This is a genomic window from Citrobacter youngae (genome assembly GCF_003818115.1).
GTDB lineage: Bacteria > Pseudomonadota > Gammaproteobacteria > Enterobacterales > Enterobacteriaceae > Citrobacter > Citrobacter youngae.
The window spans coordinates 78,489-98,322 of sequence record NZ_RPOI01000016.1 but is presented as its reverse complement, the minus strand read 5'-3'; the positions used below and the strand labels follow the sequence as shown (position 1 = coordinate 98,322).

Genomic DNA, 19,834 nt, shown 5'->3' with positions numbered 1-19,834 from the left:
ACATAACATAACCAGCTGCATCCAAAAAAATCGTAAACAAACCCAGCCAGACACAGAAGGATGTCTATATTTAAGATTTCAGCTAGTTTATCCTGATGGATAGTGGTAGATTTTATATTATTTTCAAAGGAAGTTAACTTGCAATGCAAAATAACATCGATAATATATTCAGAAAAATCCACCGCACTTTTAAAAGAAAGAACAACAAATGCGATAACATTGAAATCCTGAATGCTATACTGAATGAGAAATTGGGCATTGGTGAATTTTCTGTTCATCCGACAGCGATTACAAACACTATGAACAATCTTCATGGCTTCTGTGTTTGCTATAAAGAATACAAGGCATTTATCCCACAACTTGAAGTATATAGATCAAAGAATACGCTTATAAAAGCTATGGGTGAAACATTAAATGAAGCTGAGATAATCCTTCCCAATTATGTATCACTCGGTATTATTTCACACCACTGTGGTCAAATAAATAAAGCGCCAAGTCGAGATATGAAAATACTGGCAGGTGAACGTTCTCTCACATCAATGTTCCCTCCTGAAGTGCTTTCACTTTTAGTTATAGAACACTACACAAAATTTCCCGTTCTCGAAAAATGTTTAGTACAGATAAGAGAAACAACAGAGACATATTGTCTCGGATTATACCGTTCAGCAATAACTACTCTCCTACCTTGTATTGAAAGCATTATTCGATCGTTAGGTATTAGGCTTGGACTAGATGAACCTGAAAATGTGGGAACTAAATTTTTACTTAGTATTTATGATGCATGGCTAAAGTTCTACATTAATGACTATGTCTACCGTGATTATGACTGGAAACCTATTTGCATTAGCTCCAAAGAATTCTTCTCCGGATTTGAAGAAAGATACCAGATTGCATTAAATGGTAGAAACTATATAGAAAAACATCTTTATCAAAATACACAGAATGATACAGGGATAAGTAATTTAAATCGACACAGTATACTTCATGGCTTCATGACGGAATACTATACAAAAGGAAACTACCTTAGATTGATAAATCTCCTTAATAATCTTTGTTTTATGTTAACGATTTCAGGGGATCCTGTTTCATTGTTTCTTTCTTGCGATACTGTTCGGTCTGAAGCGTTTTTACTTAACCTTGCAATCTTTGAACGCGCAGGTATGAATCGTGCTATTTTTCTTGATAAGCAAAATATTACACGTTGATAAATACAACTATCATTATGAATGCTAGAATTATAATGATTAGCTCTGCAAAATAGCAGATTTTAAACCACATCATTGTGAAGGATGTGGTTTAAATAATTATGATTTAATATTACATTCTTCGCCTGAAAACAACATTATCAGAGAAAATTACCTTACCAGCGACAAATCCAATAACCGCAATTATTGGTAGGCTGATAGTAGCCCCCGCAATTCCTGTAGACATTCCGATAAGAATTGACATGCCAAAGGTAAGCAATATAACCACGAAAGCATACCACTGCGGATAAGCCCCATATAAAACAGTCGCCATGCAGCCGGTGCAGACATGCACACCGCGCTGGCTCTCTTTCAGGCAAAACGGACACTGGATTGTATTGTTTTCCATGATAGACACCTTAGATCGCTTTCCAGCCATTGCTTGTTTTAACAAGATTAATCATGCTCTCTTCAGGTTCATTCATACCCTTGACGCTGGAGAACGCTTTTTTGTCTACCCAAGAAGGAACATCCGTCAACTTCCACGTATAAGACACGCGAACAACTTTCTGATTACCGTTTCCCGGTTCAGTCCACTCCTTTATCTCAGAAACTTCCCGATGACCGACACAGGCACCTTTCTCACGGTCCCAAAACTCAACCTCTTGGCCTTTATCTGTTACTTCTAGAACATCGATACTGCTAAAGCCATTTGCCTGTTGTGAAACAGTCAGCAGCCCTTGTTCAACAAGTCCTTTAAGGATTTCATCACTGGCACTGTATCCGGCAGAACGGTAGCTAAGGTTAACCTTAATCGGAAAACCTTTGTTGAATACAATGTCGTTGTCCTGCAGTGAGTAGCACAGCTTTGATTGCGATATTTTCGTGTTGATCGCTTTCTCAAAGTCGCCTTTTTCACCGCAGCCAGATAAAAGAGCAGCAATACCTGCAGCGAGTAAAATTTTACGCATGATGTTACCCCAGATTTATTTGTTGATAGTGCCGTTTCTCAGAACAACCAGACGAACTGGCATATCTGCGTTGTTGACGGTAGCGAACCCGCGGACTTCGAAATTGTTTACCGTTCCGGTGACACTGACTTTCTGGCCTTTCTTATAGGTAAGAACGGCATCATCAATACCAGAGTAGTAATCCAGCCAGACCATCCCGCCGCAGTAGCTTGTATCGGCTGTTTTAAAGAGCAGGTAATAGTTAGGGGCTGTTTTGGGCATACCCGTCATCATATCGCTGGCACTTCTGCCCTTCGTAACTTCAAGAACAGTGGCATTGGTGATAGCGATCCTTTTGCCAGTCCATTTCTTTTCTGCTGCCATCGGATTTTCTTCATGGTCTTTGCAGACAGCACCAAGACCAGTAATGGACGTTGCTGGACCACTATCCTGACCGGAAGCTGTAACCCCCAGCGCTTTATCAACGGTGCTGTTCAATGATGACAGTGAAGAGTTAATTGCCCCGTTAACGCTATTCACGCCATCGTTGAGCTGTTGGCATCCAGTAAGAAATGCCAGAGAGACCACCAGTGGTAAGAAGTTATGTCCTTTCATTTATTCCTCAAAGATTTAGTCCGATTTGTCTCGCCCGATCCAAGTATTCTTGCCCGCAGATCAGGAATCATCTTCTAATCAATTGATAGGATTGAATTATTTTTGTTGTTCGTCATATCGTTTAAATCGATCGATACAAAACAAATGATAGCTTAAAACTATCAAACAATGATTATCGATCGATACTAACAATTAAAACATCGATCGATAATCAGCTTTCAATCGATTAAAACTATCAATAGTGATTTATCGATCTTTTGTATCAATTGATTGGGAGTGATGGGAAATGTTCGATAGCCACAGTTGGCCTGCTTTAGCTAAATGATCAAGGGATAAGGAATGAAGCAGCACACATGATTTGTTCTGATACTTTTATAGGTGGAACAAAACCTGTCTACAGCGATCTGAAGCAGAGGAAAATGTCACAGACTTGACCTAAGCCGACATGGCATAGCTTATACCCCTGCTGCTCGGTGATACCGCACGAGTTTTATCACTTACCGATTTCTGGTTTTACTTAAAAAGTAATATCTTTCATGAAGTTAATATCATAACAGCAGCAGTGGGATGTTCAGGTCAGAACATTAATGATTTTACGGTTTCTTCACTGATCTGACTGAGTTCAGAAATCAACCTTCTGTAACTACTTACCATTCGCTCCCTGTCCAAATCGCCTTCGCCCTCTGACAGGAAGAAATAACCGTAATCTTTAATATTGATGCTTTCGCCGTTTTCCAGAATAAGCTTTATTCCATTTTTACTTTCTTCTATATCGTTTACGATACACGTCATAAAAGGGATGTTTTCATTTGATTTAAAGATACTTATTGTTTTTATTTTTTTCATTACACGCCTTCCTTATTTTGTCTGTTATGTAATTAAATACCATTATCACTGAGTAAAATCAAATTTAACTCACCATGCGCAGCATTGATTACTTCTTTGTTATCATTCTGTTTGAAAAAAATATTTATCTTATGAGCTAATGCTCATGTGCTACCGCACGGCTACGCCCTGACACTGATATGAAATGAGATTTAATGTTCAAAGTATTATACTAATATCGAAAACCGACCATGTGCCTGCACATAATATCTTATTCTCGACATATGGCATTTGCTCTTAAACACATTGGAAAACTATATTTTCAGAAGCAGCACTTCGTGATTGTTTTGAACAATCACATTGCTGGAACAGGGTTCATCCCTGTTGATGATGGATTTATCCATGAAGAATTGCGGCGACAGCCGCTATGAGGTAAATGGGAAACAATTTCAACTTTAATAAGATATCAGCAGCGCTTAGTGATTGTTTGAAACAATCACTTTGCTGAGATATAAATTGAAGAGAAGAAACCAATGAAATAAAAAGTAGAACTGTACCCCAAAGTACCTCTGCATAGTTGTTCTCAGCTTCGCTAATTGAATAATGAAGAAGAAAAATGCTCTCAGGCCAGCTATAGCTTAAAACCAAGTACCGACATCCGGGAGTTAAAGTCCTGAATCCCGGTACTTAAGTTGATAACTATTCTCGAATAAAAATGATAAAGTATTATTTATATATATGCTGTGGCACTACAAGTTTCAACAGTAAACACATTAAGTGTTAGTTATTTTAAAAAATATAAACTTTAACTATTGACTTGCACGCAAAATATAGTATTTACTTAAATATATAACTAAAAAATAAAGGAGTAAATGCCATGATAGAAAATAAGATACAAACTGAAGTAAAGAAATCAAGAAGAGGTCTCCCACGTCATACTAAAAATCCATTTCTTAATGATACAAGTCTACATACAAAAACTGGCGTCAGACGTATTACTACAGGAAAAGATCGATTAGCATTAGTAAATGAAAATACAGGAGAACAGGTTGGACATGGTGGTTTCTTTCAGTCAATGGAAGTAGACAAGACACAGTTTGTGAAACTTTATGTTGATGGTGTATCAGCTATTGAAGGTTTGTCTTCCTCCGGTAAAAAAGTGTTCAAGATACTTTATCTTGCTATCAGGGATAATAAAGATACAGACACGATATTAATGTCATTCGATATCGTTGATCAAGATATCGTAAAAATATCAAGAACTACTTATTTCAAGGGTATGAAAGAACTTGCTGACAAGAAATTTATTGCTGAGACCATGATACAAAACTATTATTTTATTAATCCAGACTATATGTTTAATGGTGATCGTTTAACTTTCATGAAAACTTATTACTTGAAGGACAAAAAAACAGCGAATAATAAAAATTAATTACCTACGAGAAAACAGGTTAAAAAACCGCCGAAATAAACCACGATTGCATTAAAGATATTTTCTTGCCAAGAGAGAAACAGAGCTAAAGAGCTAATTTGACACTAACACCATATCTCGTAATATAAATATATCCACTATTTATTAACGAGGTATTCCTATGAGAAAAGTAAAAACAGACAACAGTGATTTAATCCAGTATTTAGAGACAGTCAAAGAACTAAAAAATCATATTTCGATAGAAGAATACAGGAATGAATACCGTAGGCTACGCTCCGATGATGTTCCTTTGATTAAAGCCCAAAAGTTTAAATCTGCACATACTGAACTTCGCAGGCTGGAAAAAAAGAGAGAATCTCTTATTGAATACTTTATTGACGAGTTAAATCCCATCAGCAGTTCAAAAGCTAACACATCAGCAAGATCATCAGGTAATCTTGATCTGTTTAACGAACGTGTATTATACCGTAAGGCCATTTCAGAAAAGAGCGATGAAGAAATAATTGCCTTAGTCATAAAACAGCGTACAGAAGCTGCTGTTGAGTTCCAGCGTTCAATTGAACAAAGCCTTGGGCAACTCTCTCATATCTCGTCAGAGTTCGAGCCATCAAGCCAAAAGCGCAGAAAAATGTATCTTTAAAGAACTACCCTATGTTATGCGTGTCAAATGGGATGTTTTAAGATTGCTTAACCGACAATATTTACTATATTATTTAATAACAGGTATGCTTTTGATTGTTCAACAACACCGCATACATTATTTTTATTAATCGCCCCCTTTTAAAACATCGGATAACATACTATGAGTGAAGCTCTCAAGGCACTGAACAATATTCGTACACTTCGCGCACATGCTCGTGAAACAGATCTGGCAACTCTGGAAGAGATGCTGGAAAAACTCTCTGCTGTCGTTGAAGATCGTCGTGAGGAAGAAAGTGCCGTCCGTAAAGAACAAGAAGAACGTCAGGCTAAGCTTGAAGCCTTCCGTCAGAAACTGTTAGAAGATGGCATTGATCCGGCAGAACTCCTTGCTACTGTTGGCTCATCTCAGCCTAAAGCTAAATCGACTCGTGCTCCTCGCCCCGCTAAATACAAATATACAGATGAAAACGGTAATGAGCAGACTTGGACGGGTCAAGGCCGTACTCCTAAAGCGATCGCTGCTGCTATTGAAGCAGGTAGAACACTGGAAGACTTTGCGATCTAACCTCAATAAAACCGTCAATTTTTTTGGCGGTTTTATTATGATGTTTATTGTCAAATAGTAATTCCCTACAACATCCCCGCAGTAGCCTACGGCATGCCCCCGCCATAAATGTACATAATTGCATACTTTTCGTTGTTTTTATCCGTTCCTTCCGCTGTTATAGTTATCTTGTATTTCTCACAACTACAAAATTATCATCCTTTTACAGGACCCCCGTGGGTCCTTTTTTTATTAATACGTTGTGACTAAGTGATCATAGCAGTTGAGCTGCGTTCGTAAGAACGCGTATCTGTAATGAGCATGATGATTGCGGCTACACGGCTGTAGCTCTTCGAGTGTTGTTTTTTGTTGTCAGTTCAATTTTCATCAGGCCTGCATGACCATAATTTTCTCACAGAATCATGCTTTTGAATTATCACAAGCATATGCCTAGATCTGGGAGCTAACACCACGACATCTTTCCATCACTTTCTGCTTCGGCCCTGTTGGATGCAGCTTATCTTAGTGTCAGTTTTACTTGAGGCCATCCCAGTCTGGAAGATTATTGGCTATCCTTCTCCACCAATGGTACAACGCCATAGAAATCCCCATCCAAACGTCAAATAGCAAACTTCTAGCAATAGCATCTGTTGGATCCATCCCCGATTCCTTCCATGTAAAAAACCACATCAGTATTCCCCAGACAGAGCCAATCGGTATCCCCATCAACAAAGCGACTTGCCAGAATCGAGCGAAAGGCAACGGAGGTATCCTGATACCCATTTTCCATGCAATGCGTAACAGAGGGGGAGCATAGTTACTGCTCCACATTTTCTTGCTTTTCATAATGGAAATGGCTCGTTCTTTTTTCTCTTCAAAATCCATGCAAGTCCTCTCTAATTTCATCAGAACCCTTCTCAACATGAAAAGCCAGCTTAGCAATGGAATGGTCTGCCCAAAACCTCACTCAGTTATCTCCACTGAGGAAGTAGAAAGGCTATCAGGCACTACTTTGCCAGATGGCAACTATCACATCAGTTCAACACCCCTGTATGCTTTAGACAAACTAACAATACCTTCACCAGTCGAGTAATTACAATTGCTGTTATCAGTTTACCCTGTATGTTCGTTCACATTTCGTGTCCGGGCTATCATTATTTGAATAAGCATTCCGGCGATACACGGTCACGCTCCATTTTCTCAAGCAACTGTTGTAATCTCTTGACCCTCAATTTCTGCGCTTTTTTCTCACCAATCTCCTGATAGTATTCTTCCCGCCGCTCCGCAACTACTTGGCGGAACTTTTTCAAAAACTGTTCCAGTGTTTTCATATCTGTCGTCGCAGCTTCAGCTTGGATTTTTTTATACATATACATAACATGGAATTCATCAATCATATTGGTTATCTCCGCTTCATTACAGAATTATTTCCCTCTACACGAGGGAATATTCTTCATATTTTAATATCACATCACTGTCATTTTTAACTTCCAATAAACAGGGTCTTGATTTTCATCCTGATTTATATTCTTAAACGCGAGTTCAATGATATGCTCCAGATGCCAATGTAAAATCTCTTCCTTCAAATCATTTTTATCGATATCATATGTATTATTTTTAATAGAGTATTTCATTATCTCACGAGTTATCAATACATCATAAATAACTTCTGAATATTTCCCCCAACTCAAAATCGAGATTGCTGTTTCAGGATCTTTTTCGTAAATAGCATATATCTCATCACAGAACCCTTGTAAGATGTTAGCAATGAGTTCATTTTTTGTTTTATCATAGCTGTTCAATATAATCTCTTTCATCTTTAATCCTTTTGTTATGTTGATAGTTATTAAAAATAATTAGTTGTTATAAACGATATTGATGATAACAGAACCATATTCCAGATCTAACTCATCATACAGTGTCTCATTTACATAACGATTTAAATCATCTAACAAGGTCTTATCATTCATGATTTCTTCGACGGAGCTTCCTCTTAATGCGATAAATATATCCAAGCTCTCTTGGATAAGGTTCATCACTTTAGGTGTTTTCTCACATAACATACTTACGATTACTGTCATATCATTATTCATCTGTTTTTCCTTTTTTTATAGTTAGCCCCTTTCGGGGCAAGATTAGTTCTTACTTTCTAAAGTTTTCTGAATACCCTACCAGCAAGGCTGCTACTTGTTCAAAGTTGACCTGATTAATATCACCACAGTTTCCCTCTTGCGTGGTAAATCTCTCAAAGTTATTCTGAATATGGTCAATCACATAAATAATAAAGGGACTCATAAAATCAGGATCATCCAGATAGTCATTGGCATCTCCATCGCCATTAACTTCCATGAACAGATTCCAGCTTGCTGTAAACGATCTACAAGCAAGATCATAAAACAGTTCTGTTGATTTATTTTCAATAACAGTTTCTTTAGACATACTTATACCCTCATAATTAAATGCTTATTTTATTCATTTCGTTTTATATTAGCCCCTTGCGGGGCCGAATAGATGACGACAGCGATTATGTATGTAAAATATAGTGACTCATCACATGATGTATCTGCCTCAGGTTGACAAGCACTTCATCAAAATATACGTTTTTAATCGATGCTTTATATTTATGTTTTTTCAAGAACTCATTAAAATCTTTCTTACCATTCTCTATTATTGATTTTAAAACACACTCCATATAACCATCGTCTTCAAGGTTATGATAGAATCTTTCCCCCATATACTCATGCATACATCGCAAATAGTAGTCATAGTCTTCCCCGCTTTTCAGAACAAAGTATTTTGTATCATCATTGCTAACATTTATTTCTATTTTTTGCACTTTCATTTTCGCTTCCTCTTTTATGTTATTTATTATTTCTGCGTGAATCGGAAATAGTATTTTCAATCCATGCATCAATCTCACTTTCCACAAAGGCTACAGATCTTGCCCCTATGATTACCTTATCCGGGAATCGTCCTTCCTTGATAAGCTCATACATTGTGGTTCGACTAAATCCGACTCTTCTCAGAACTTCTGGAACACGGATTAATCTTTTACCTGCGATTTCATTTCTCATTTGTTTTTTCCTCTGTTGTTTCAACGAGGACAATAATAGCGAATTCGCTTATGGCGTTTTAGGGATGTTGGCAAAAGAGTTTTTCAAAAAAAATGGGGGTATGTGAACAGAAAAAAAATGGTTGAGGATGGATGTGATCACGTTCGCTCACGGCGAACGTAACCCTTTTTTACTTGTCTTCTTTCGTCTTCTTCTCGTCTTTGACGTGATCTACAATCTTTGTGTCTTTTAAGACATTGTTTTCCATCATGTAATCTTCAAACGATTTCAGATAGTTCTCGTCTGTCAGCAACGCCATTGCCAGCGGATAGTCAGTCACCTTAAGCATTCCCTCATCCCTATCCTTCTCGCTGTTCTCATGCAGCAGCGATGACATCAGTGAAAGTGAGATTTTGGTGTCATTATTATCTGCTCCCCAAAAAATGAGATCCATCATCGGGATGAGTCGATAGTCGATGATTTTTCTCAACGTGCTTTTGCCAAAACGATACTTCCGAACACCCGGATCGTTCATTTTTAGCTGTTTTTTCCATTGGGGTATGAGCACTTTCAGGTGTTCGATGATGTCTTCGGTTGAAGCCTCTTGCAGGAATATATCGACAGTAACTGAGGACAGACTTTTGATACCGGATTCCTTCAGGTACTCCGACATGTATTCAGACTGACTTATCTGGGATGTTTCAGGATGTGTTCCAATCAGTGTTAAACTTTTCGCATATAATTGTGCGTTGCTCCGGGTTACGGGGACCACTGCGTAAGTTCTGGCAAGCCCATGTCCTTGCGTGGACGTGTCGCCGCTAAACAAAATTTCTCCTCTTAGGATCTTATAGCGGTAATCATCCAATAAGAATCTGTTCAAAGGCGGTAACGTATCCCTTCTCAGCAACATCTTGTAGGCCAAGATACGCCGCTCAACCTCAACATAAAATTGCTGTAGGGTGAGTTTCTTTATCGCTTCATACCGTTCAACGTCAAACCATTCTTCCAATACTTTCCTGAGTTCGCTTCGTTTCATTGCTGTGCTGTCCATTTTACCATTTTTAGTTGTTTTAACTGACAGAACAATAGGTTGTCCAGTAATGGCGTAGTTCAGCTGAGCTTATTGCTGGTAGGTTCTTAAGATTGGTGTGAAATCATCCATCGATCACTAAATTTCCAGAGGCTTCCTCTCTCGGATTACTGCTTTTAAAGGATTTAGTTGTATAGGAAGGGATGAAGACTGGATAAGTTTTTTGATGAAAAACAGGGATTTTAGATACAAAAAAAGCCCGTTTACACGGGCTTTTAATGCAATACTTTATGCAGTACAAAATCAGAACTAATACCTAAGCTGTTGATTTTGTTAAGAAATTGGCGGAAGCGTAGAGATTCGAACTCTAGAACCCTTTCGGGTCGCCGGTTTTCAAGACCGGTGCCTTCAACCGCTCGGCCACGCTTCCAATGAGGCGCACTATAAACATCCCGAACGAACCTGTAAAGCACCAATGTGTTCGTTTGCCTGAAAAACAGCCAAAATGTTGTTAATCGACTTAAATAACAACAAATTGACCGTTTATTCAACACAAATCCGGGCTGCTGCTGTTTACTGTTTTTTGATGTACATATCTTTGGTGTAGTAGTTTCCCCGGTTATCCGGTGCAAATCCCCCCACCCATGGCTTCACCAGATGGGTACGAACATAGTGGTAAACCGGAATCGCTGGCACATCTTCCCCTAAAAGGTCTTCAGCCTGCTGGTAATATTTGCCTCGCTCCTGGAGCGAAGTTGCTTTCGCCGCATTGTGCATCGCTTCGTCAAAGGCTGGATTACTGTATCGGGTGGTGTTTTCACTATCACCTGTGCGGAAAATATTGAGGAAACTCGACGCATCGTCGTAATCCGCTATCCATGCATAGCGTACGACGTCAAAATTGCCGGTATGCATGGTATCCAGCATCGTTTTCCATTCCTGGTTCTGCAGTTTTGCCTCAACGCCAAGATTTTTCTTCCACATTGACGAGGCGGCAATCGCGATTCGCTGATGCGTTTCGAAAGTGTTGTAGAGCAGATTTAAGTTAAGCGGATGCTCAGGACCGTAGCCCGCTTCCGCCAGCAGTTTTTTTGCCTCGGCAATGCGTTTGTCGAGTGGCCATGATGCGTAGTCCGGCGCGTGTAATTTTACCCCGCCAATTTCAGGCTGGCTGATAACCCACGCCGCACGCTGTCCCTGTCCCATCACCTTTTGTGCGATGATGTCCTTATCCAGCGCCATATTCAACGCCCGACGCACGCGTGGGTCGTTAAACGGCGCACGCGTGGTATTAAACTGATAATAATAAGTTGAAAGCTGAGGTGAGACATGGAGTTCATCACCCATCGTCTTTTTCAATTGAGCGAACTGATTGACCGGAACACTAAAAACAATATCGATTTCCCCGGCTTTGTAACGGTTAACGTCTGCAGCCTCTGAACTGATGGGCAAATACGTCACTTTATTAATGACCGTGTGCTGATTGTCCCAGTAATGCGGGTTGCGCACGGCAACAATCCGCTCGTTGACGACCCACTGCGACAACTTATACGCACCACTGCTGACAAAGTGCTCCGGACGAGTCCACTTATCGCCAAAGCGGCCAATCAGCACTTTATCCAGCGGCACCAGCGATGGATGCGCCAGCATCGCTAAAAATGCCGCAGTCGGCTGCGTCAGGGTAATTTCCAGCGTGGTGTCATTCAGCGCCTTGACTCCAAGCGTCGCGGGATCTTTTTTCCCCTGAGCAATATCAACCGCATTTGCGACATGCATATTGCCCAGATAAGAGGCATAGGGTGAGGTAGTTTGCGGTGAAACCAGGCGCTGCCAGCTCCAGACGACATCCTGTGCAGTAATAGCCGATCCATCTGACCAGGTTATGCCTGGGCGTAAATGGAAGGTCCAGACAGTGTTATCTTTATTCTCCCAGGAGGCAGCAAGACGGGGCGCAATAGTGCCATCCAGGTTTACGGCCACCAGCCCATCGAACATATCGCTGATTAAATTAAACTCAACGTTGCTTTCGACTTTATGCGGATCCAGTGAGGCTGGCTCACTGCCGTTGTTTCTGACCAGCTCCTGTTTTTCTGCAAGTAGTGTACCTGCAGGCACATTTGCCGCCCTTGCCGCGCCGTTAATAGACATCAAACAGACAGCCAACAGCGTAAACGTCAATATCTTCGATTTATGTTGAGTCATTCCCTTTACCTTATTGCTCTGTTTTATGTAAACACCGCTGTCACTGTCAGAGAGATTCGGGAATAACGCAATATTTTTCAGTTACCTGGGAGAGGTGGATCTGACATTTTTGCACTTATAGTGCTAACATCTGATTCGGGAGCTTTTGTTGAAATAATATGCTTAAGCCTGGCGGGTTAAAATGCGTAAAGATGGGTAAAACCGCTGTGTCATTCCCCTTGATTTCATTATCCTCCATCATTAATTACATCTGTCATAAGAGAGTGACTCATGGATCGTATTATTAGTTCTTCGCGCGATCGTACATCGCTACTCAGCACACATAAGGTGCTGCGTAATACCTATTTCCTGCTCAGCCTGACGCTGGCGTTTTCAGCGATCACCGCAACTGCCAGTACAGTACTGATGCTGCCATCTCCGGGTCTGATTCTGACGCTGGTTGGTATGTATGGTCTGATGTTCCTGACCTACAAAACGGCAGATAAACCAGTAGGTATTCTGTCTGCTTTCGCTTTCACCGGTTTCCTGGGTTACATCCTGGGACCGATTCTGAACACTTACCTGTCGGCAGGTATGGGTGACGTGATCGGTATGGCACTGGGTGGTACGGCGCTGGTCTTCTTCAGCTGCTCTGCGTATGTTCTGACCACGCGTAAAGACATGTCCTTCCTCGGCGGTATGCTGATGGCAGGTATCGTGGTGGTGCTGATTGGTATGGTTGCGAATATCTTCCTGCAACTGCCAGCGCTGCATCTGGCGATTAGCGCGGTGTTTATCCTGATTTCTTCAGGTGCCATCCTGTTTGAAACCAGCAACATCATCCGTGGTGGTGAAACCAACTACATCCGTGCAACCGTCAGCCTATATGTATCGCTGTACAACATCTTCGTCAGCCTGCTTAGCATTCTGGGCTTCGCCAGCCGCGATTAAAATGACCACGTACATTATCCAGCCCCGCTTATGCGGGGCTTTCTTTTTTGGTAAACTGCCGCCAGTTTGACTAACGCAGTGAAGAATTATGTTGATCTTTGAAGGTAAAGAAATCAGTACTGATAGCGAAGGCTATTTAAAAGACACAACCGAATGGAGCGAACCGCTGGCAGTTGCCATTGCTGAAAACGAAGGAATTACGCTGTCAGTTGAACACTGGGAAGTAGTGCGCTTTGTGCGCGAGTTTTATCTGGAGTTTAATACCTCCCCCGCTATTCGTATGCTGGTCAAAGCGATGGCCAATAAGTTTGGCGAAGAGAAAGGCAACAGCCGTTATCTCTACCGCCTGTTCCCGAAAGGTCCGGCCAAGCAGGCAACCAAAATTGCCGGTCTGCCAAAACCGGTCAAATGTATTTAATAGCGGATACTAAATCCCGTTAACTCTTCGCCAGGCCGATGCGGTTCGCTGAGGACTCTGTCTACCCTGGCGCTACGCGGGCCCCCGGCTTTTAACCACTTCATCAGTTGTTCCACCCGGTCGCTTTCACCGCAGGCGACAACCTCTACGCTGCCGTCATCCATATTCTTCGAGTAGCCAGTCAATCCCAGCCGTTGCGCTTCATGCTGAGTGGTATAGCGAAATCCCACCCCCTGTACCCGGCCATAGACCCAGGCAATTATGCAGACTTTCGACATTATGGTTCTCCTTATCATCGCGGTGCGCGTTGCAAATACACGTAAAACTCAGGACAATGGCGCCCATTTCTTTGAATTGACAGAATAGTAAATTATGAGTGTACGTTTAGTGTTAGCCAAAGGGCGCGAAAAATCATTACTTCGTCGCCATCCGTGGGTATTTTCCGGTGCCGTCGCACGTATGGAAGGTAAAGCCAACCTCGGTGAAACCATCGATATTGTTGACCATCAGGGTAAATGGTTAGCACGCGGCGCGTACTCACCCGCGTCGCAGATCCGTGCACGCGTCTGGACATTCGACAAGTCTGAATCCATCGATATTGATTTCTTTACCCGCCGTCTGCAACAGGCACAGAAATGGCGAGACTGGCTGGCGAACAAAGATGGTTTGGATAGCTACCGTCTGATCGCCGGCGAATCCGATGGTCTGCCGGGCGTCACCATTGACCGCTTCGGCAACTTCCTGGTATTGCAGTTGCTCAGCGCCGGTGCTGAATATCAACGCGCCGCATTGATTAGCGCCCTGCAGGTTGTCTTCCCGGAGTGCGCAATTTATGACCGTAGCGATGTTGCCGTGCGTAAAAAAGAAGGCATGGAACTGACTCAGGGCCCCGTCACGGGTGAACTGCCGCCAGCCCTACTGCCGATTGAAGAGCACGGGATGAAACTGCTGGTTGATATTCAGCACGGACATAAAACCGGTTATTACCTCGATCAGCGTGACAGCCGCCTGGCCACGCGTCGTTACGTGGAAAACAAACGTGTCCTGAACTGTTTCTCTTATACCGGCGGCTTTGCGGTTTCAGCATTAATGGGCGGATGCCGTCAGGTGGTCAGCGTCGACACCTCCCAGGAAGCGCTCGATATTGCCCGCCAGAACGTAGAGCTGAACAAGCTGGATCTGAGCAAAGCTGAGTTTGTGCGTGATGACGTGTTCAAGTTGCTGCGCGCATATCGCGATCGTGGTGAGAAATTTGATGTTATCGTGATGGACCCGCCGAAGTTTGTCGAAAACAAGAGCCAGTTGATGGGCGCCTGCCGTGGCTATAAAGACATCAATATGCTGGCAATTCAGTTGCTGAATCCGGGTGGCGTACTGCTGACATTCTCCTGCTCCGGATTGATGACCACCGATTTATTTCAGAAAATCATCGCCGATGCCGCAATAGATGCCGGGCGTGATGTACAATTTATAGAGCAGTTCCGTCAGGCCGCCGATCATCCTGTGATCGCTACCTACCCGGAAGGGCTGTATCTGAAAGGGTTTGCCTGTCGCATCATGTAACTTGAAAAGTGGAATATTACCCTTACATAGAGGGTATCTATTTCCCGGGAGGTGACTATGATTGCCAGCAAATTCGGTATCGGCCAGCAGGTCCGCCATTCCCTGTTAGGTTACCTCGGAGTGGTCGTGGATATCGACCCGGAATATTCGCTTGATGACCCGTCACCTGATGAGTTGGCGGTTAACGACGAACTTCGCGCCGCTCCCTGGTATCACGTGGTGATGGAAGACGATAATGGCCTGCCAGTACATACGTATCTGGCTGAAGCACAGTTGAGTAGCGAGCTACAGGAAGAACATCCAGAGCAACCATCGATGGATGAACTGGCACGGACAATCCGTAAACAGCTCCAGGCTCCACGCCTGCGCAACTGACAACATTTTATCCGGCCTACGACAAACACAGTTGTAGGCCGGATATACAATGCGCCATCCGGCAACAGTACAACCTTACTTCGCCAGTCCCAGTCTGGGGATTTCAATCGCCGGGCAACGATCCATCACTACCGCCAGGCCCGCATCGCGCGCCAGCACGGCAGCCTGCTCATTAATCACGCCAAGCTGCATCCACAAAGTCTTCGCACCAATAGCAATAGCCTCCTGTGCGACTCCCCATGCTGCTTCTGAGTTTCTAAAGACATCCACCATATCCACTTTCTCTGGTACGTCTGCCAGTGTCGCATAGCCCTGCTGCCCCAGCAGCGTTTTCCCGGCAACTTTAGGAGACACGGGGATAACGTGATAACCCTGATCGAGTAAATACTTCATCACCCGATAGCTCGGGCGATCGGGTTTATCGCTTGCTCCTACCAGCGCAATCGTACGGGTAGATGTCAAAATGCCAGCAATATCGGTCTCTTTCATCGTCTTCCTCCAGGCTGTTTTGCAAAGTGTACGACAAAGCTGACGTCGCAACCATTCATCCCATACTGGCGCATGAGAGCTAAACTAGAAAATATGTCTATATGTTAGTAAACATGATTGTCGAAAAATTTAGATACATCTTATACAGAAATCTTCTGGACAGGAGAACCTTATGAAAACCGGCATTGTGACAGCCCTGATTGCTCTGTTTTTGCCGGTAACCGTTTGTGCGACCTCTTTGCGCCTGTCTAATGATATTGACCTGCTGGTGCTGGACGGAAAAAAGGTGTCCAGCTCTTTACTGCGCGGTGCCGACAGTATTGAGCTGGAGAATGGTCGGCATCAGCTTGTCTTTCGCGTTGAGAAAACGATTCGTCTCTCCAGCCATGAAGAACGTCTGTATATTTCTCCTCCGCTGGTCATCAGTTTTGATACTCAGTTGGTTAGTCAGGTCAATTTTCATCTCCCCCGTCTGAACAACGAACGTGACGCAACGCATTTCGATGAAGCTCCCCGAGTGGAACTATTAGATGGCGATTCCATGCCCATTCCAGTCAAGCTGGATATTTTGTCGATTACCTCATCGGCAAAAATCGTGGATTATGAACTCGAGACTGAACGCTATAACAAATCGTCTAAGCATGCTTCACTCCCACAATTTGCCACTATGATGGCAGATGACAGCGCATTGCTCTCAGGGGTCTCTGAACTGGATCGGGTGCCGCCGCAGTCACAAACACTCACCGAACAGCGTTTGAAATATTGGTTTGGCCAGGCCGATGCGCAAACACGAAGTAATTTTCTGCAATGGGCAGAGAAACAGCCACCCTCATGACGTTTATGTTCACCTACGCATTTTTTTTGTCTTTCTCTTGCAGCGTCAAACGCTTCCAGTACTCTGTAATAAGGTTAACTTGGGAGCTGTACTATGGAACTGACGACTCGCACTTTACCGGCGCGTAAGCATATTGCGCTGGTTGCACATGATCACTGTAAACAGATGCTGATGAGCTGGGTGGAACGCCACCAGCCATTGTTAGAAAAGCATGTCCTCTATGCGACAGGCACGACAGGAAATCTCATTCAACGCGCGACCGGCATGGATGTCAACGCCATGCTTAGCGGTCCAATGGGCGGCGATCAGCAGGTCGGCGCACTGATCTCTGAAGGGAAAATTGATGTGCTGATCTTCTTCTGGGATCCACTCAACGCCGTGCCTCATGATCCGGATGTTAAAGCCCTTCTGCGCCTGGCCACAGTTTGGAATATTCCGGTTGCCACCAACGTATCTACCGCCGATTTTATTATCCAGTCGCCAAACTTCAACGATGCAACGGACATCCTGATCCCGGATTACGCCCGTTATCTGGCAGAGCGCCTCAAATAATCGCCAGACAGGCGGCCGCCGTCGCCGCCTGTTCTTCAGGGTTTTCTCGCTACCGGGACATCCAGTTGTTTTAGTTCATCAACAAAACAGGATGGCGCGTCTTTATTAAACAGCAACCACACCCGATGCCGGGCACGGGTAAGTGCCACGTAGAGCAACCTTCTCTCTTCTGCATCCGGAAAATCCTCGACCATTGGCAGTAATGCTTCTTCCATAATCGACTCACGGGCCGGGGCCGGAAAACCATCGTTGCCATCATGAAGCCCAACGACAATGACATAATCCGCCTGCTGTCCTTTACTGGCATGAATAGTCATAAAGTCCAGTTGTAGTTTGGGCCAGCGGGTCGCTGCTTTCTCAAGACTGGCAGGTTTGAGGTGGTGATATCGCGCCAGCACCAGTATGCGTTCTTCTGCTTTCGCAAAGCCGGATAGCTTATCCAACAGCGCATCCAGCTGACTTTCATCGAGCAGAGTGACGGCTTTCCTGTCGCCTGCTGTCAGGCTATTGAGCGGTTTTTTAAGCTGATGCGGGTTTTGCTGGATAAACCGATTGGCTATTTCGCCAATACGACTATTAAAACGGTATGTCGTATCCAGATCGCAGCGATCGCCCTCACCAAAGTGTTGCCGGAAGGCGGTAGTTAACGAAAGTTGTGCACCACTGAAACGGTAAATGGCCTGCCAGTCATCCCCTACGGCAAATAGCATGGTCTGTGAGTTTTGCTTGCGCAATGCGGCTAACAGGGCGGCGCGCTGTGGGGAGATATCCTGAAATTCATCAACCAGGATATGCTTCCAGGGGCTGATAAAGCGTCCCTTCTCCAGAATGACAATCGCCTGATGGATCAATCCAGAAAAATCGACGGCATTCTCTTCTTTCAGAGCACTCTTCCAGGCCTTGAGTAACGGCGCCATCAGCTTTATACGTTTGCTGAACAGGTCGCGGATCGCCTCAGGCGCATTGGCGATCATCTCCGCCTGTGCTCCACCATGCATACGCATCAGGCTAACCCAGCGATCCAGACGTGAGGCCAGGCGACGTTGTAATTTTTCATCGTCCCAAAAATTGCCTTCTGGCACGGACCACTGCATCTCTTCTTCCAGCCACTGTCGCCAGCCTTTAGCCTGGGCTTTTTTCTCGCTGCACTGCTGACGCCATGTGGCGATAAAAAGCTTATTTCTGGCGGCAGTATCATTTTCGAGTTTGCTGACTGTCGGAACTTTTTTGCTACCCTGTTGAATAATATGCAACGCCAGTGAATGAAACGTCCGCGCGGTGACGTCTTGCGTATTCAGTCGTTCGCGAATGCGCTCATCCATTTCCTGAGCGGCTTTGCGACCAAACGCCAGCAGCAAGATTTGTTCAGCGGCCGCTTCTCCCCGCGCCAGCAACCAGCCCGCACGCGCAACCAGAACGGATGTTTTGCCACTTCCTGCCCCCGCAAGCACCAATAGCGACTGCTCGCCATTCACCACCGCACGAGCCTGGGCTGGATTCAGCGGTGAAGACTCAATCTTCTGGAAAAACTCGGTATGCTCCGCCAGCATCGCATCGGTGTATGCCTGATTGTGCTGTAAGCGACAGGCTTCAATGTCCTTCAACCATGCCTGGCATTGGTGCAACGCCTCACGGCAATTATCAAATTCTTCCAGTCGGTTGATCGGGAGCGGGAGCGCGGCAAAGGCACGGCGGATCTGCTGCTGCAGCCCTGACGTTTGTTCGCGCGTCAGCCATTTGTTATCACTGGTACGCGCCGCAATCGCATCCAGCTGTTGCTGTAAAACTCCCGCAGCGACGTCGCTCATCTCCTGGCTCCACTGCTGCCAGAGGATGTTCAGATGATGGTGGAAACGTTGGGTTTCCGCCCATTCAGTGCCGTGAAGGCGTACAACTTTATCATCAGAAAGCACAAATTCCAGCTCACCCCATACCAGACCCCTTTTACAATGGATAGCCAGTAACTGATTGAATGGAATAAGATACTCATGACGGTCGCCAGAGACTTTAATGCCGGCATTGAGAATAACGGCCCGATCGTAAGGGTGTTGCGCCAGACGTTTTCCCAGAGAAGTTGCTTTCAGTTCCATAAGACTTACGCGGATCCACACGAAGAGGTTTGCTTATCAGTGTAACCGCCAGAGAAAACGTGCTCCAGCCCAAAAAAACGTTACAATTGCCAAACTCACAGAAAA

At 43.9% G+C, this 19,834-nt stretch carries 26 protein-coding genes and 1 tRNA gene; 10 read left to right on the top strand and 17 right to left on the bottom strand.

Features of this window, described 5'->3' with window-relative positions; all coding sequences use genetic code 11:
* Positions 1 to 143: 143 nt before the first annotated feature.
* Positions 144 to 1,205 (top strand): hypothetical protein, encoded by a 1,062-nt coding sequence (locus tag EHN13_RS13540; protein WP_124021549.1) that lies wholly within the window; start codon positions 144 to 146, stop codon positions 1,203 to 1,205.
* Between the two features lie 112 nt (positions 1,206 to 1,317).
* On the opposite strand, the gene EHN13_RS13535 is transcribed toward EHN13_RS13540, so the two are convergent.
* The 4 genes from EHN13_RS13535 to EHN13_RS13520 form a co-directional block, all read right to left on the bottom strand.
* Entirely contained in the window at positions 1,318 to 1,593 is a 276-nt protein-coding gene (locus EHN13_RS13535; protein ID WP_124021548.1) for a hypothetical protein, read from the bottom strand.
* Positions 1,594 to 1,603: 10 nt separating this feature from the next.
* Complete coding sequence (locus EHN13_RS13530) at positions 1,604 to 2,155, bottom strand: lipoprotein (protein WP_123268203.1); 552 nt, start codon at positions 2,153 to 2,155, stop codon at positions 1,604 to 1,606.
* A 15-nt stretch (positions 2,156 to 2,170) separates the two neighbouring features.
* The gene (locus EHN13_RS13525; RefSeq protein WP_124021547.1) at positions 2,171 to 2,749 is read right to left on the bottom strand and encodes a hypothetical protein; all 579 of its coding nucleotides are present in this window, start codon (positions 2,747 to 2,749) and stop codon (positions 2,171 to 2,173) included.
* Between the two features lie 576 nt (positions 2,750 to 3,325).
* The gene (locus tag EHN13_RS13520; protein ID WP_123268205.1) at positions 3,326 to 3,595 is read right to left on the bottom strand and encodes a hypothetical protein; all 270 of its coding nucleotides are present in this window, start codon (positions 3,593 to 3,595) and stop codon (positions 3,326 to 3,328) included.
* A gap of 856 nt (positions 3,596 to 4,451) precedes the next feature.
* Between EHN13_RS13520 and EHN13_RS13515 the strand changes: the two genes are divergently transcribed.
* From EHN13_RS13515 to EHN13_RS13505, 3 genes are all read left to right on the top strand, one after another.
* On the top strand, positions 4,452 to 5,006 hold the full coding sequence (locus tag EHN13_RS13515; protein WP_123268206.1) for a replication/maintenance protein RepL: 555 nt from the start codon (positions 4,452 to 4,454) through the stop codon (positions 5,004 to 5,006).
* 160 nt (positions 5,007 to 5,166) lie between these two features.
* Positions 5,167 to 5,646, top strand: a complete 480-nt coding sequence (locus EHN13_RS13510) for a DUF4756 family protein (protein WP_123268207.1) — start codon at positions 5,167 to 5,169, stop codon at positions 5,644 to 5,646.
* Between the two features lie 162 nt (positions 5,647 to 5,808).
* Positions 5,809 to 6,213, top strand: a complete 405-nt coding sequence (locus EHN13_RS13505) for an H-NS family histone-like protein (protein WP_124021546.1) — start codon at positions 5,809 to 5,811, stop codon at positions 6,211 to 6,213.
* Between the two features lie 513 nt (positions 6,214 to 6,726).
* Here EHN13_RS13505 and EHN13_RS13500 read toward each other — a convergent pair.
* From EHN13_RS13500 to EHN13_RS13455, 10 genes are all read right to left on the bottom strand, one after another.
* Positions 6,727 to 7,077 carry a DUF6404 family protein gene (locus EHN13_RS13500; protein WP_123268515.1) on the bottom strand — a complete coding sequence of 117 codons (351 nt, stop codon included), beginning with the start codon at positions 7,075 to 7,077 and terminating at the stop codon, positions 6,727 to 6,729.
* Between the two features lie 269 nt (positions 7,078 to 7,346).
* Positions 7,347 to 7,589, bottom strand: a complete 243-nt coding sequence (locus EHN13_RS13495; RefSeq protein WP_123268209.1) for an H-NS family histone-like protein — start codon at positions 7,587 to 7,589, stop codon at positions 7,347 to 7,349.
* Between the two features lie 69 nt (positions 7,590 to 7,658).
* Positions 7,659 to 8,009, bottom strand: a complete 351-nt coding sequence (locus EHN13_RS13490; RefSeq protein ID WP_123268210.1) for a hypothetical protein — start codon at positions 8,007 to 8,009, stop codon at positions 7,659 to 7,661.
* Between the two features lie 39 nt (positions 8,010 to 8,048).
* A complete protein-coding gene (locus EHN13_RS13485; RefSeq protein WP_123268211.1) occupies positions 8,049 to 8,285 on the bottom strand; it encodes a hypothetical protein in 237 nt (78 codons plus the stop codon).
* Positions 8,286 to 8,334: 49 nt separating this feature from the next.
* Entirely contained in the window at positions 8,335 to 8,631 is a 297-nt protein-coding gene (locus EHN13_RS13480) for a hypothetical protein (RefSeq protein ID WP_016243654.1), read from the bottom strand.
* 85 nt (positions 8,632 to 8,716) lie between these two features.
* Complete coding sequence (locus EHN13_RS13475) at positions 8,717 to 9,034, bottom strand: hypothetical protein (protein ID WP_124021545.1); 318 nt, start codon at positions 9,032 to 9,034, stop codon at positions 8,717 to 8,719.
* A gap of 19 nt (positions 9,035 to 9,053) precedes the next feature.
* Positions 9,054 to 9,266, bottom strand: a complete 213-nt coding sequence (locus EHN13_RS13470; protein ID WP_023302112.1) for a helix-turn-helix transcriptional regulator — start codon at positions 9,264 to 9,266, stop codon at positions 9,054 to 9,056.
* Between the two features lie 169 nt (positions 9,267 to 9,435).
* Positions 9,436 to 10,281, bottom strand: a complete 846-nt coding sequence (locus EHN13_RS13465) for a DUF6387 family protein (RefSeq protein WP_124021692.1) — start codon at positions 10,279 to 10,281, stop codon at positions 9,436 to 9,438.
* Between the two features lie 336 nt (positions 10,282 to 10,617).
* Positions 10,618 to 10,705 (bottom strand) — tRNA-Ser (locus tag EHN13_RS13460).
* Positions 10,706 to 10,848: 143 nt separating this feature from the next.
* On the bottom strand, positions 10,849 to 12,477 hold the full coding sequence (locus EHN13_RS13455; RefSeq protein WP_124021544.1) for an ABC transporter substrate-binding protein: 1,629 nt from the start codon (positions 12,475 to 12,477) through the stop codon (positions 10,849 to 10,851).
* Positions 12,478 to 12,747: 270 nt separating this feature from the next.
* Between EHN13_RS13455 and yccA the strand changes: the two genes are divergently transcribed.
* Positions 12,748 to 13,407 carry an FtsH protease modulator YccA gene (gene yccA, locus EHN13_RS13450; RefSeq protein WP_003035917.1) on the top strand — a complete coding sequence of 220 codons (660 nt, stop codon included), beginning with the start codon at positions 12,748 to 12,750 and terminating at the stop codon, positions 13,405 to 13,407.
* Positions 13,408 to 13,495: 88 nt separating this feature from the next.
* Complete coding sequence (gene tusE, locus EHN13_RS13445) at positions 13,496 to 13,825, top strand: sulfurtransferase TusE (RefSeq protein WP_048212102.1); 330 nt, start codon at positions 13,496 to 13,498, stop codon at positions 13,823 to 13,825.
* Here tusE and yccX read toward each other — a convergent pair.
* On the bottom strand, positions 13,822 to 14,103 hold the full coding sequence (yccX, locus tag EHN13_RS13440; protein WP_101742817.1) for an acylphosphatase: 282 nt from the start codon (positions 14,101 to 14,103) through the stop codon (positions 13,822 to 13,824). The genes tusE and yccX overlap by 4 nt on opposite strands.
* 94 nt (positions 14,104 to 14,197) lie before the next feature.
* Between yccX and rlmI the strand changes: the two genes are divergently transcribed.
* Positions 14,198 to 15,388 carry a 23S rRNA (cytosine(1962)-C(5))-methyltransferase RlmI gene (gene rlmI, locus EHN13_RS13435; protein ID WP_115602288.1) on the top strand — a complete coding sequence of 397 codons (1,191 nt, stop codon included), beginning with the start codon at positions 14,198 to 14,200 and terminating at the stop codon, positions 15,386 to 15,388.
* 57 nt (positions 15,389 to 15,445) lie between these two features.
* On the top strand, positions 15,446 to 15,763 hold the full coding sequence (hspQ, locus tag EHN13_RS13430; protein ID WP_005123508.1) for a heat shock protein HspQ: 318 nt from the start codon (positions 15,446 to 15,448) through the stop codon (positions 15,761 to 15,763).
* A gap of 75 nt (positions 15,764 to 15,838) precedes the next feature.
* Here the strand turns inward: hspQ and EHN13_RS13425 are convergent, their stop codons facing one another.
* Complete coding sequence (locus tag EHN13_RS13425; protein WP_006685217.1) at positions 15,839 to 16,252, bottom strand: CoA-binding protein; 414 nt, start codon at positions 16,250 to 16,252, stop codon at positions 15,839 to 15,841.
* A 172-nt stretch (positions 16,253 to 16,424) separates the two neighbouring features.
* On the opposite strand from EHN13_RS13425, the gene csgI reads away from it, so the two are divergent.
* Positions 16,425 to 17,087: a curli synthesis inhibitor gene (csgI, locus tag EHN13_RS13420; RefSeq protein ID WP_048212105.1), complete on the top strand. Its 663-nt coding sequence runs from the start codon at positions 16,425 to 16,427 to the stop codon at positions 17,085 to 17,087.
* Between the two features lie 93 nt (positions 17,088 to 17,180).
* The gene (gene mgsA, locus EHN13_RS13415) at positions 17,181 to 17,639 is read left to right on the top strand and encodes a methylglyoxal synthase (protein ID WP_048212106.1); all 459 of its coding nucleotides are present in this window, start codon (positions 17,181 to 17,183) and stop codon (positions 17,637 to 17,639) included.
* A 35-nt stretch (positions 17,640 to 17,674) separates the two neighbouring features.
* Here mgsA and helD read toward each other — a convergent pair whose 3' ends face one another.
* Positions 17,675 to 19,729 (bottom strand): DNA helicase IV, encoded by a 2,055-nt coding sequence (helD, locus tag EHN13_RS13410; protein ID WP_124021543.1) that lies wholly within the window; start codon positions 19,727 to 19,729, stop codon positions 17,675 to 17,677.
* Positions 19,730 to 19,834 lie beyond the last annotated feature (105 nt).

What these genes read in the sequence shown, in the direction of transcription:
- EHN13_RS13540 (WP_124021549.1), top strand. Translation starts at nt 144, where the DNA reads ATGCAAAATAACATCGATAATATATTCAGAAAAATCCACCGCACTTTT.
- EHN13_RS13535 (WP_124021548.1), bottom strand. Translation starts at nt 1,593, where the DNA reads ATGGAAAACAATACAATCCAGTGTCCGTTTTGCCTGAAAGAGAGCCAG.
- EHN13_RS13530 (WP_123268203.1), bottom strand. Translation starts at nt 2,155, where the DNA reads ATGCGTAAAATTTTACTCGCTGCAGGTATTGCTGCTCTTTTATCTGGC.
- EHN13_RS13525 (WP_124021547.1), bottom strand. Translation starts at nt 2,749, where the DNA reads ATGAAAGGACATAACTTCTTACCACTGGTGGTCTCTCTGGCATTTCTT.
- EHN13_RS13520 (WP_123268205.1), bottom strand. Translation starts at nt 3,595, where the DNA reads ATGAAAAAAATAAAAACAATAAGTATCTTTAAATCAAATGAAAACATC.
- EHN13_RS13515 (WP_123268206.1), top strand. Translation starts at nt 4,452, where the DNA reads ATGATAGAAAATAAGATACAAACTGAAGTAAAGAAATCAAGAAGAGGT.
- EHN13_RS13510 (WP_123268207.1), top strand. Translation starts at nt 5,167, where the DNA reads ATGAGAAAAGTAAAAACAGACAACAGTGATTTAATCCAGTATTTAGAG.
- EHN13_RS13505 (WP_124021546.1), top strand. Translation starts at nt 5,809, where the DNA reads ATGAGTGAAGCTCTCAAGGCACTGAACAATATTCGTACACTTCGCGCA.
- EHN13_RS13500 (WP_123268515.1), bottom strand. Translation starts at nt 7,077, where the DNA reads ATGGATTTTGAAGAGAAAAAAGAACGAGCCATTTCCATTATGAAAAGC.
- EHN13_RS13495 (WP_123268209.1), bottom strand. Translation starts at nt 7,589, where the DNA reads ATGATTGATGAATTCCATGTTATGTATATGTATAAAAAAATCCAAGCT.
- EHN13_RS13490 (WP_123268210.1), bottom strand. Translation starts at nt 8,009, where the DNA reads ATGAAAGAGATTATATTGAACAGCTATGATAAAACAAAAAATGAACTC.
- EHN13_RS13485 (WP_123268211.1), bottom strand. Translation starts at nt 8,285, where the DNA reads ATGAATAATGATATGACAGTAATCGTAAGTATGTTATGTGAGAAAACA.
- EHN13_RS13480 (WP_016243654.1), bottom strand. Translation starts at nt 8,631, where the DNA reads ATGTCTAAAGAAACTGTTATTGAAAATAAATCAACAGAACTGTTTTAT.
- EHN13_RS13475 (WP_124021545.1), bottom strand. Translation starts at nt 9,034, where the DNA reads ATGAAAGTGCAAAAAATAGAAATAAATGTTAGCAATGATGATACAAAA.
- EHN13_RS13470 (WP_023302112.1), bottom strand. Translation starts at nt 9,266, where the DNA reads ATGAGAAATGAAATCGCAGGTAAAAGATTAATCCGTGTTCCAGAAGTT.
- EHN13_RS13465 (WP_124021692.1), bottom strand. Translation starts at nt 10,281, where the DNA reads ATGAAACGAAGCGAACTCAGGAAAGTATTGGAAGAATGGTTTGACGTT.
- EHN13_RS13455 (WP_124021544.1), bottom strand. Translation starts at nt 12,477, where the DNA reads ATGACTCAACATAAATCGAAGATATTGACGTTTACGCTGTTGGCTGTC.
- yccA (WP_003035917.1), top strand. Translation starts at nt 12,748, where the DNA reads ATGGATCGTATTATTAGTTCTTCGCGCGATCGTACATCGCTACTCAGC.
- tusE (WP_048212102.1), top strand. Translation starts at nt 13,496, where the DNA reads ATGTTGATCTTTGAAGGTAAAGAAATCAGTACTGATAGCGAAGGCTAT.
- yccX (WP_101742817.1), bottom strand. Translation starts at nt 14,103, where the DNA reads ATGTCGAAAGTCTGCATAATTGCCTGGGTCTATGGCCGGGTACAGGGG.
- rlmI (WP_115602288.1), top strand. Translation starts at nt 14,198, where the DNA reads ATGAGTGTACGTTTAGTGTTAGCCAAAGGGCGCGAAAAATCATTACTT.
- hspQ (WP_005123508.1), top strand. Translation starts at nt 15,446, where the DNA reads ATGATTGCCAGCAAATTCGGTATCGGCCAGCAGGTCCGCCATTCCCTG.
- EHN13_RS13425 (WP_006685217.1), bottom strand. Translation starts at nt 16,252, where the DNA reads ATGAAAGAGACCGATATTGCTGGCATTTTGACATCTACCCGTACGATT.
- csgI (WP_048212105.1), top strand. Translation starts at nt 16,425, where the DNA reads ATGAAAACCGGCATTGTGACAGCCCTGATTGCTCTGTTTTTGCCGGTA.
- mgsA (WP_048212106.1), top strand. Translation starts at nt 17,181, where the DNA reads ATGGAACTGACGACTCGCACTTTACCGGCGCGTAAGCATATTGCGCTG.
- helD (WP_124021543.1), bottom strand. Translation starts at nt 19,729, where the DNA reads ATGGAACTGAAAGCAACTTCTCTGGGAAAACGTCTGGCGCAACACCCT.